Annotated in this window: 10 protein-coding genes; 7 read left to right on the forward strand and 3 right to left on the reverse strand. The window is 64.6% G+C overall.

Going from position 1 to position 10,338, the window contains the following annotated elements:
- Window positions 1-4: 4 nt before the first annotated feature.
- From waaF to BGI01S_RS01015, 3 genes are all read right to left on the reverse strand, one after another.
- A complete protein-coding gene (gene waaF / locus BGI01S_RS01000; RefSeq protein ID WP_042321174.1) occupies window positions 5-1,030 on the reverse strand; it encodes a lipopolysaccharide heptosyltransferase II in 1,026 nt (341 codons plus the stop codon).
- Between the two features lie 389 nt (window positions 1,031-1,419).
- On the reverse strand, window positions 1,420-1,614 hold the full coding sequence (locus tag BGI01S_RS01010) for a zinc-finger domain-containing protein (RefSeq protein ID WP_042321180.1): 195 nt from the start codon (window positions 1,612-1,614) through the stop codon (window positions 1,420-1,422).
- Window positions 1,615-1,692: 78 nt separating this feature from the next.
- Window positions 1,693-2,616, reverse strand: coding sequence for a branched-chain amino acid transaminase (locus BGI01S_RS01015; protein ID WP_042321182.1), 924 nt, complete (start codon window positions 2,614-2,616; stop codon window positions 1,693-1,695).
- 224 nt (window positions 2,617-2,840) lie between these two features.
- Here BGI01S_RS01015 and BGI01S_RS01020 point away from each other — a divergent pair, with 224 nt between their 5' ends.
- The 7 genes from BGI01S_RS01020 to purE all read left to right on the forward strand — a co-directional run bounded on the left by BGI01S_RS01020 (window position 2,841) and on the right by purE (window position 10,232).
- Window positions 2,841-3,587, forward strand: coding sequence for an AzlC family ABC transporter permease (locus BGI01S_RS01020; RefSeq protein WP_042321185.1), 747 nt, complete (start codon window positions 2,841-2,843; stop codon window positions 3,585-3,587).
- Window positions 3,584-3,910 (forward strand): AzlD domain-containing protein, encoded by a 327-nt coding sequence (locus BGI01S_RS01025; protein WP_042321189.1) that lies wholly within the window; start codon window positions 3,584-3,586, stop codon window positions 3,908-3,910. The genes BGI01S_RS01020 and BGI01S_RS01025 overlap by 4 nt, the downstream gene beginning before the upstream one ends.
- 314 nt (window positions 3,911-4,224) lie before the next feature.
- Window positions 4,225-5,418 (forward strand): phosphoglycerate kinase, encoded by a 1,194-nt coding sequence (locus BGI01S_RS01030; RefSeq protein ID WP_042321191.1) that lies wholly within the window; start codon window positions 4,225-4,227, stop codon window positions 5,416-5,418.
- 409 nt (window positions 5,419-5,827) lie between these two features.
- The gene (gene pyk, locus BGI01S_RS01035; RefSeq protein ID WP_042321194.1) at window positions 5,828-7,264 is read left to right on the forward strand and encodes a pyruvate kinase; all 1,437 of its coding nucleotides are present in this window, start codon (window positions 5,828-5,830) and stop codon (window positions 7,262-7,264) included.
- Between the two features lie 313 nt (window positions 7,265-7,577).
- Window positions 7,578-8,642, forward strand: coding sequence for a class II fructose-bisphosphate aldolase (gene fba / locus BGI01S_RS01040; protein WP_042321197.1), 1,065 nt, complete (start codon window positions 7,578-7,580; stop codon window positions 8,640-8,642).
- A gap of 131 nt (window positions 8,643-8,773) precedes the next feature.
- Entirely contained in the window at window positions 8,774-9,664 is an 891-nt protein-coding gene (locus tag BGI01S_RS01045; RefSeq protein WP_042321200.1) for a phosphoribosylaminoimidazolesuccinocarboxamide synthase, read from the forward strand.
- A 49-nt stretch (window positions 9,665-9,713) separates the two neighbouring features.
- Complete coding sequence (gene purE / locus BGI01S_RS01050; protein WP_042321203.1) at window positions 9,714-10,232, forward strand: 5-(carboxyamino)imidazole ribonucleotide mutase; 519 nt, start codon at window positions 9,714-9,716, stop codon at window positions 10,230-10,232.
- Window positions 10,233-10,338 lie beyond the last annotated feature (106 nt).

Here is a 10,338-nt window from a genome sequence, read left to right on the forward strand (position 1 = left end):
CGACTCAGCGTTGCGCGAGCAGCATGCCGCGCAAATCGCCGAAGACCTGTTCGGCGCTCAGTTGCTTCAGGCAGTTCAGATGCCCAAGCGGACACTCGCGCTGAAAACAGGGGCTGCATTCGAGATGGAGCCATTGTACCTTCGCAAGCTCCGACAAGGGCGGCGTGTGGCGCGGATCGGTCGAACCGTACACGGCCACCAGCGGGCGGCGCAGCGCGGCGGCCACGTGCATCAGGCCGGAGTCGTTGGTGACGACGGCGTTGGCCCGCGAGATCAGCGCGCACGCCTCGCCCAACGCGGTCTGGCCGCACAGGTTGCGCACGTTCGGCGCCTTCTCGGCGATCGCCTGCGCTAGCGGCGCGTCTTTCGGCGAACCGAGCGCGACGATCTGCGTGTACGGGAACGACTGGCCGACCATCTGCGCGAGCGCCGCGAAATGCTCGGGCGGCCAGCGCTTGGCGGGGCCGTATTCGGCGCCCGGGCAGAAGACCAGCAGCGGCACGCGCGTATCCAGATTGAAGCGCGCCGACACGCGCGACGCCTCGTTCAGGTCCGTGTCGAGACGCGGCATCGGCAGGTCGTCGGGGAGCTTGGCGCCGGGTGCGTAGGCGAGGGCCGCGTACTGGCCGACCATCGGCGGGCGCTCGTCCTTGCGCGGATTCGCGTGCCGTACGTTCAGCAGCCCGTAGCGGCTTTCGCCGGTGTAGCCGATGCGCAGCGGAATACCCGCCATCCACGGAATCAGCGCCGATTTGAGCGAGTTCGGCAGCACATAGGCCGCGTCGTAGCCGACGTCGCGCAGATCGCTCGCCAGTTGCCAGCGGCGCAGCATCTGCAGCTTGCCGTGCGCGAGGTCGGTGGCGTAGACGTCGCGGATTTCCGGCATGCGTTCGAGCACGGGCGCGACCCACGAGGGCGCGACCGCGTCGATGACGATGCGCGGATGCAATTTCACGAGGCGCGCAAACAGCGGCTGCGCCATCAATGCGTCACCGATCCAGTTCGGTGCGATAACCAACGCGCGACGCATCAGAATGAGTGTCCGGTGTCGAAACGAAACGCCGCGCGCGCGGTGCGCGTGGCGGTCGGATGGGTAAAAAGGGAGAAGCCGCAAACCGCGTGGCACGTTTCCGGTTCGACCGGATGCGCGGCGGCGGCGGCCCTGCTATTGGCGCCGTGGCGGCGTGCCTGTCTGAGGGCGTGGTTGCGCGTGGGCGTGGTCTGTGTTTGCTGTGCCATCCGGCCCGGCTCGCCTCGCGACCAGGCGGCCGGCGCGATCTTTAATCGCGCAACCGGTGAACCACCGCAACCCAACGGACAACGGAGCGGACCTGCCGTCCCGTCAACCCGCGCCTCTCGACTCGCGCACGACACATCGCAGCCAGCACCGCCGGCCAGGCAACGCTCAGTGCGCCGTGTTCAATGACCCCTGACCACTTCGCCGTCGCGCAGCTTATAGCGCGTGCTGCAGTACGGGCACTTTGCTTCGCCGTGCGTGACGTCGATAAAGACACGCGGATGCGCGCTCCAGCGCGGCATGGCGGGGTTCGGGCAGTACGCCGGCAGGTCTTTCGCCGACAGTTCGACCAGCGGCATTTCCTTGATTTCGCTCATAGGACTTTCTCGTTGTATGCAGGGTGCGGACGTTGCGCCGGTCACGGCCATGCGGTTCGAAGGCCGGCGCAGCGCGCGTTAGATCTTGGTCAGCCAGTGCGCGTACTTGTCGCTCTTGCCGTTCACGATGTCGAAGAAGCCCGATTGCAGCTTCTCGGTGATCGGGCCGCGTGCGCCCGAGCCGATCGTGCGGTTGTCGAGTTCGCGGATCGGTGTGACTTCGGCGGCCGTGCCGGTGAAGAACGCTTCGTCGCAGGTGTAGACCTCGTCGCGCGTGATGCGCTTTTCGATCACCTGAATGCCCGCGTCGCGCGCGAGCGTGATGACGGTGTCGCGCGTGATGCCGTCGAGGCACGACGACAGGTCCGGCGTGTACAGCTTGCCGTTGTTCACGAGGAAGAAGTTCTCGCCCGAGCCTTCCGACACATAGCCGTCGACGTCGAGCAGCAGCGCTTCGTCGTAGCCGTCGGCGATCGCTTCCTGGTTGGCGAGGATCGAGTTCACGTACCAGCCCGACGCCTTCGCGCGGACCATCGACACGTTCACGTGATGACGCGTGAACGACGACGTCTTCACGCGGATGCCCTTGGCGATGCCGTCTTCGCCGAGGTAAGCGCCCCACGGCCACGCGGCGATCGCGACATGGATCGTGTTGCCCTTGGCCGACACGCCGAGCTTTTCCGAACCGACCCAGATGATCGGGCGCAGATAGCAGGACTCGAGCTTGTTCTCGCGGACCACTTCGCGCTGCGCGGCGGCGAGCGTCTCGTGGTCGAACGGCACGTCCATCTGGAAGATCTTGGCGGAGTTCAGCAGGCGCTTGGTGTGTTCCTGCAGGCGGAAAATCGCGGTGCCGCCGTCGGCCGTCTTGTAGGCGCGCACGCCTTCGAAAACGCCCATGCCGTAGTGGAGCGTGTGGGTGAGCACGTGGATTTTGGCGTCGCGCCAGTCGATGAGCTTGCCATCCATCCAGATCTTGCCGTCGCGGTCGGCCATTGACATACGATTCTCCAGCAGGTGCGTTGTGAGGTGTAGCGAAGAGCGTCGGGCATCGCCCAAGCGCGTTATTTTAGCGTCTTTTGCACACGGAACGGGCATTTGGGCGCATACCGGACGCTATAATCCGGCACTCGCATAATTCAAATCCGGATGCGCCAGCGGGTGCCTGACGACCTGGCGTCGACTTCTGTTCGCTGCGGCGCCCTTGCGCCGGCTCGTTTCGCCTCATGCTCGCTCGCCTGTCCGACACCGATCGCCGTGCCTTCCGTGAGGGTGCGCGCGACTATTCGCCCACGCTGATGGCGATATTCTCGTGGGGGCTCGTCACCGGTATCGCGATGAGCAAATCCGTGCTCACGCTGCCGCAGGCGCTCACCATGTCGCTGCTGTGCTATGCCGGGTCGTCGCAACTGGCGGTGCTGCCGCTGCTCGCCGCGAAGCTGCCCATCTGGACCGTGCTGCTCACGGCCGCGATGGTCAACACGCGTTTCGTGATCTTCAGCGTCGGGCTGGCGCCGCATTTCTCCTATCTGTCGATGTGGCGGCGCATCGTGCTCGGCTACTTCAACGGCGACGTGATCTATCTGCTGTTCCAGAAAAAGAGCTTCCCGACCGGCTACGTGCCGGGCAAGGAGGCGTACTACTGGGGCATGGCGCTCTCGAGTTGGCTGTCCTGGCAGGTGTCGTCGATCGTCGGCATTTTGCTCGCGAGCCTGATTCCCGATAACTGGGGACTCGCGCTGGCGGGCACGCTCGCGCTGCTGCCCATCATGGTGTCGGCGATCGCGACGCGCTCCACGCTGGTGGCGGTCAGCATCGCCGGGGTCGTGTCGCTGCTCGCGTTCGACCTGCCGTACCGGCTCGCGCTGCCGCTCGCGGTGATCGCGGCGATCGTCGCGGGCAGCGCCGCCGACCTGATGGTCGAGCGCGCCGACCTGCGCCGCATCCGCAACAGCGCCGGAGATTCCCGATGACATCCACGCAGATCTGGCTGGCCATTTTCGGCATGACCTTCGTCACCGCGCTGACCCGCGCGATGTTCCTGATCGGCGGCGAGCGCACGGTTCTGCCCGCGCGCGTGCAGCGGATGCTGCGCTATGCGCCGGCCGCGGCGCTCGCCGCCGTGGTATTGCCCGATGTGCTGACGACGCCGGACGGCGTGCTGTCGTTCGCGCCGTCCAATCACGAGTTCTACGCGACGTTGTCCGGTCTCGCGTGGTTTTTGTGGCGGCGTACCATGCTGGGTACGATCGTCACCGGCATGGTCGTGTTCACGTTGCTGCGGCTCTTCATGTGATGGCCGTGTGAGGTCCATGTAGGGCCATGTGTTTGAATCGGCAGGAAATCCTGCGCCGCTTCGCTCACCGCGCCAGCGCGGCGCAAACTTCAAATACGCGACATTCGCCCGCTTGCGGGTCAGAAGGCAGTGTGGATCAGTTAAAATGCCGGTTTCCGGGTTGAACGCGCCGTCGCCAGGCGCGTGAGCCGCGGCCCTGCCGTCGGCACCCGATTCCGTGGAGCCGCTGCTGTGCCGAAGCGCTGGAATTCGCCGCGCTCGAAGCCCGCGCGCCGTCCGCCACCGCCTTCTCATCAACTCGCACACAAACGCCCATGAACAAGGTATTGCGTCTCTCCGATCTGATCGCCGAAGGCAAGCTATCCGGCAAACGCGTGTTCATCCGCGCCGATCTGAACGTGCCGCAGGACGATCAAGGCAACATCACCGAAGACACCCGGATCCGCGCCTCCGTGCCGGCGATCAAGGCGGCGCTCGATGCAGGCGCCGCGGTGATGGTCACGTCGCACCTGGGCCGCCCGACCGAGGGCGACTTCAAGCCGGAAGATTCGCTCGCGCCAGTCGCGAAGCGTCTGGCCGAACTGCTTGGCCGCGACGTGCCGCTGGTCGCGAACTGGGTCGAAAACGGCGTGAACGTCGCGCCGGGCTCGGTCGTACTGCTGGAAAACTGCCGCGTCAACAAGGGCGAAAAGAAGGATTCCGACGAACTCGCGCAGAAAATGGCGAAGCTCTGCGACGTCTACGTGAACGACGCATTCGGCACCGCGCACCGCGCCGAAGCGACCACGCACGGCATCGCGAAATATGCGCCGGTCGCGTGCGCCGGTCCGCTGCTGGCGGCTGAACTCGAAGCGCTCGGCCAGGCGCTGGGCGCGCCGAAGCGTCCGCTGGTGGCGATCGTCGCCGGCTCGAAGGTGTCGACCAAGCTGACCATTTTGAAGTCGCTGGCCGACAAGGTCGATCAGCTGATCGTCGGTGGCGGGATCGCGAATACGTTCATGCTGGCGGCCGGCCTGAAGATCGGCAAGTCGCTCGCCGAAGCCGATCTGGTGAACGAAGCGAAGGCCATCATCGACGCCGCCAAGGCTCGCGGCGCCTCGGTGCCGATCCCGACCGACGTGGTCACGGCCAAGGAGTTTTCGCCGACCGCCAAGGCCGAAGTCAAGGCCGTCGCGGACGTGCAGGACGACGACCTGATCCTCGACATCGGACCGGAAACTGCCAAGGCGCTCGCCGCGCAACTGGAAAAGGCCGGCACGATCGTGTGGAACGGCCCGGTCGGCGTGTTCGAATTCGACCAGTTCGGCAACGGCACGAAGACGCTGGCGGAAGCGATCGCCAAGTCGTCGGCGTTCTCGATCGCAGGCGGCGGCGACACGCTCGCGGCGATTGCCAAGTACGGCATCCATGACAAGGTCAGCTACATCTCGACGGGCGGCGGCGCCTTCCTCGAGTTCCTCGAAGGCAAGAAGCTGCCGGCCGTCGAAGTTTTGGAATCGCGGGCTTAACGTGGCGACGCGCTCCCCAACGGCAAAGTCAGCAAAAACGCGCGGCGGCAAGTCCTCGCGCGACAGCGCGGCAGCGACGGCAGGGGAGCGCGCGGTGCGCTCCGCCGCCACCCCGGCGGTGGCCGCCGCGGCAGAAGAAGTATCCGGCTCGTCTCTCGCGCTCGCGGAGTTGACCACTGTCGGCGACACAGCGGCACTGTCCACTGGACAAGCCGCGCCGGCGGAACTCCCCGCTGAAGAGATCATCCCCCCGCCGGCACCTCCCGTGCTGGTATCGAACACCGCTTCATCCTATAAAGCGACGCTGGTTTCAACCGGCGCGCAGCCCCTGTCAGCATCTTTCGGTGCGCAGCCTCCGCATCCGACTCGCAGCGCTCTTTCCAGCGATCCTATCCAGACGAGGAGACTCATGCATCGCGCCACCAAGATTGTCGCTACCATCGGACCGGCTTCCAACACGCCGGAAATCCTGCTGCAAATGATTCAGGCAGGGTTGGATGTGGTGCGGCTCAATTTCTCGCACGGCACCGCCGACGACCACCGCCAGCGCGCCGAATTCGTGCGCGAGGCGGCTCGCCAGGCCGGCCGTGAAGTCGCCATCATGGCGGATCTGCAAGGCCCGAAGATCCGCGTCGGCAAATTTGAAAACGGCAAGATCTTGCTGGTCGCCGGCGAGCCGTTCATCCTCGACGCCGACTGCGAACTCGGCAACGAGCAGCGCGCCGGTCTCGACTACAAGGACCTGCCGCGCGACCTGAAAGCGGGCGACGTGCTGTTGCTCAACGACGGCCTGATCGTGCTGAACGTGCAACGCGTGATCGGCAACGAGATCCACACGGTCGTGAAGATCGGCGGCGAGCTGTCGAACAACAAGGGCATCAACCGCCAGGGCGGCGGTTTGTCCGCGCCCGCGCTCACTGCGAAAGACATGGAGGACATCCGCACGGCGATGTCGCTCGGCGTCGATTACGTCGCGGTGTCGTTCCCGAAGAACGCGACCGACATGGAAATGGCTCGCCAGCTGGCGAACATCGCCGGCGCGCCGTTCGGCATCAAGCCGAAGATGATCGCCAAGATCGAGCGCGCGGAAGCGATTCCGGCGCTGCAGGGCATTCTCGACGCGTCGGACGGCATCATGGTCGCGCGCGGCGATCTGGCCGTGGAAGTGGGGAATGCCGCAGTCCCCGCGCTGCAAAAGCGGATGATTCGTATGGCGCGCGAATCGAACAAGTTCGTGATCACCGCGACCCAGATGATGGAGTCGATGATCTACGCACCGGTGCCGACCCGCGCCGAAGTGTCGGACGTCGCGAACGCGGTGCTCGACGGCACGGACGCGGTGATGCTGTCGGCGGAATCGGCGGCGGGCAAGTACCCGGTGCAAACCATCGAGACGATGGCGGCGATCTGTATCGAAGCCGAGAAGTCGGAGCAGTCGGAACTGGACAGGGATTTCCTCGACCGCACGTTCACGCGGATCGACCAGTCGATCGCGATGGGCGCGTTGTTCACGGCCTATCACCTGGGCGCGAAGGCGATCGTCGCGTTGACCGAATCCGGCTCGACGGCACTGTGGATGTCGCGTCACTGGACCCATGTGCCGATCTTCGCACTGACGCCGCGAGTCGGCAGCGAACGGGCGATGGCTTTGTACCGCAACGTGACGTCGCTGCATCTGGACACCAACACCGATCGCGATACGGCGTTGCAGCAGGCGTTGGAAACCGTGGTCAGCAAGGGTTATGCGTCGCACGGCGATATGGTGGTGCTGACCGTGGGTGAGCCGATGGGGCAGGCCGGCGGTACCAATACGTTGAAGATCGTGCGGGTTGGTGAGCCGTATTGAGCGACTCGCTGTGCGTGGGACGGAAGTAAAGCGCTAAACCGCTAACTCCCGTCGACTCGCGGTGCGTGGGACGGAAGTAAAGCGCTAAAGCGCTAACTTCCGTCGACAGGAGACTGCTTGATCGGCGCAGGCTGGATTGAGCGAAGCAGGCCGATATGCCCCGCGAGAGGCGGCGCACCGTCGGCAGGCGCGTCCGGAGCGGAATCCCCGGCGCCTTGCAGACCCTGTGCACGGGTATGCGGCTTGCTTCGCGATAAAATCGCCCAAAAGATGCCGACGGCACAAGAATTCGTTTCAATCTAAGGAGTTAAGCATGCCTCTCGTATCAATGCGTCAACTGCTGGACCATGCCGCCGAAAACGGTTATGGCCTCCCGGCATTCAACGTGAACAATCTGGAGCAGGTGCAGGCCATCATGGCCGCGGCCGACAAGGTCAACGCCCCGGTCATCATGCAGGCTTCCGCCGGCGCGCGTAAGTACGCGGGCGAAGCGTTCCTGCGCCACCTGATCGAAGCGGCGGTGGAGTCGTATCCGCATATTCCGGTCGTGATGCACCAAGACCACGGACAGTCGCCGGCGGTCTGCATGGCGGCGATCCGCAGCGGTTTCACCAGCGTGATGATGGACGGCTCGCTCGAGGCCGACGGCAAGACCGTCGCGTCGTACGAGTACAACGTCGACGTATCGCGCAAGGTCGTGGAAGCGGCTCACTCGATCGGCATCACGGTTGAAGCGGAACTGGGCGTGCTCGGTTCGCTGGAAACCATGAAGGGCGACAAGGAAGACGGCCACGGCGCGGAAGGCACGATGACCCGCGAGCAACTGCTGACCGATCCCGAGCAGGCCGCCGACTTCGTCAAGCTGACGCAGTGCGATGCGCTGGCGATCGCGATCGGCACGTCGCACGGCGCGTACAAGTTCAGCAAGAAGCCCACGGGCGACATTCTGTCGATCCAGCGCATCAAGGAAATCCATCAGCGCATTCCGAACACGCACCTGGTGATGCACGGTTCGTCGTCGGTACCGCAGGAACTGCTCGCGGAAATCCGCGAATTCGGCGGGGACATGAAGGAAACCTACGGCGTGCCGGTCGAGGAAATCCAGGAAGGCATCAAGAACGGCGTGCGCAAGGTCAACATCGACACCGACCTGCGCCTGGCGATCACCGGTGCAATCCGCCGCTACATGGCGACCAATCCGGGCAAGTTCGATCCGCGCGATTACCTGAAGCCGGCGCGCGAAGCGGCGATGAAGATCTGTATCGAGCGTTACACGCAATTCGGCTGCGAAGGTCAGGCCGGCAAGATCAAGCCGCTTTCGCTTGATAAAATCGCGGAGAAGTACAAGTCGGGCGAGCTTGCGCAAGTCGTCCGTTAAGCTATAACAGGCTCTGCACCTGGCCATCCGGCCAGGTTGTCGTTAGATCGCCGTTCCCGCATCATCTGGGGAACGGCGTTTCCCTTTTGTTCCGGTCACACTTTTTGCCTCATTTTTAGCGAACCACGACGATGTCTACCCTCTACGAATCCACGCTCCGCTCGCTGCCGCTGCTCGGCCGCGGTAAAGTCCGCGACAACTATGCAGTGGGCAACGACCAGTTGCTGATCGTCACGACCGACCGTCTGTCGGCGTTCGACGTCATCATGGGCGAGCCGATTCCGAACAAGGGCCGCGTGCTCAACGAGATGGCGAACTTCTGGTTCGAGAAACTGAAGCACGTGGTGCCGAACCACCTGACGGGCGTCGCGCCGGAGTCCGTGGTCGCGGCGGACGAAGTCGAGCAGGTCAAGGGTCGCGCGGTGGTCGTCAAGCGCCTCGAACCGATCCTCGTCGAGGCGGTGGTGCGCGGCTATCTGGCCGGCAGCGGCTGGAAAGATTACCAGGCCACCGGCTCGGTGTGCGGCGTCGAACTGCCGCCGGGTCTGCAGAACGCGCAGAAGCTGCCCGAGCCGATCTTCACGCCGGCCGCGAAGGCCGAGATGGGTCATCACGACGAAAACATCACGTACGACGAGATGGAACGCCGCATCGGCACCGAACTGTCGGCCACGATCCGCGACATCTCGATCAAGCTGTACAAGGAAGCCGCTGATTACGCCGCCACGCGCGGCATCATCATCGCGGATACGAAGTTCGAATTCGGTCTGGACAACCACGGCAAGCTGTACCTGATGGACGAGGCGCTCACCGCCGATTCGTCGCGCTTCTGGCCGGCGGATCAGTACCAGGTCGGCACCAACCCGCCGTCGTTCGACAAGCAGTTCGTGCGCGACTGGCTCGAAACCCAGCCGTGGAAGAAAGAACCGCCGGCGCCGAAGCTGCCCGACGACGTGGTCACGAAGACGGGCGAGAAGTATCAGGAAGCGCTCGAACGCCTGACCGGCCACAAGCTCGCCTGACCCGCGTGGGTCACCAGAAGCGCCGTTCGGGAAACAAGGAAGCCGTAAGATGAGTGAAGCTCAAACCGCCCATACGCATGGCGCGCCGGTCGTCGGCGTGCTGATGGGCTCCAGTTCCGACTGGGAAGTCATGAAGAACGCCGTGGCGATTTTGCAGGAATTCGGCGTGCCGTACGAAGCGAAGGTCGTATCCGCGCACCGCATGCCCGACGAAATGTTCGCCTATGCTGAAAGTGCACGCGAGCGCGGCATTCGCGCGATCATCGCGGGCGCGGGCGGCGCGGCGCATCTGCCGGGCATGCTGGCCGCCAAGACCACGGTGCCGGTGCTTGGCGTGCCGGTCGCGAGCAAGTATCTGAAGGGCGTCGATTCGCTGCATTCGATCGTGCAGATGCCCAAGGGCGTGCCGGTCGCGACGTTTGCGATCGGCGAAGCGGGCGCGGCCAATGCGGCGCTGTTCGCGGTGTCGCTGCTGAGCGGCACGAGCACCGAGTATGCGGAAAAGCTCGCTGCATTCCGCGTGCGCCAGAACGAAGCGGCGCACGCCATGGTTTTGCCGGCGCTGTAATTTCAGCGTCGCTGATTGCTTGAAGACGTCCCCCTGTCCGACCCCCGGCCGGGTGTCCGCAGTAGCACGAGCGCGTGCACGACTGCCTGCGCACCCGGCCGCGACC

It is taken from the genome of Paraburkholderia ginsengisoli NBRC 100965 (assembly GCF_000739735.1).
GTDB lineage: Bacteria > Pseudomonadota > Gammaproteobacteria > Burkholderiales > Burkholderiaceae > Paraburkholderia > Paraburkholderia ginsengisoli.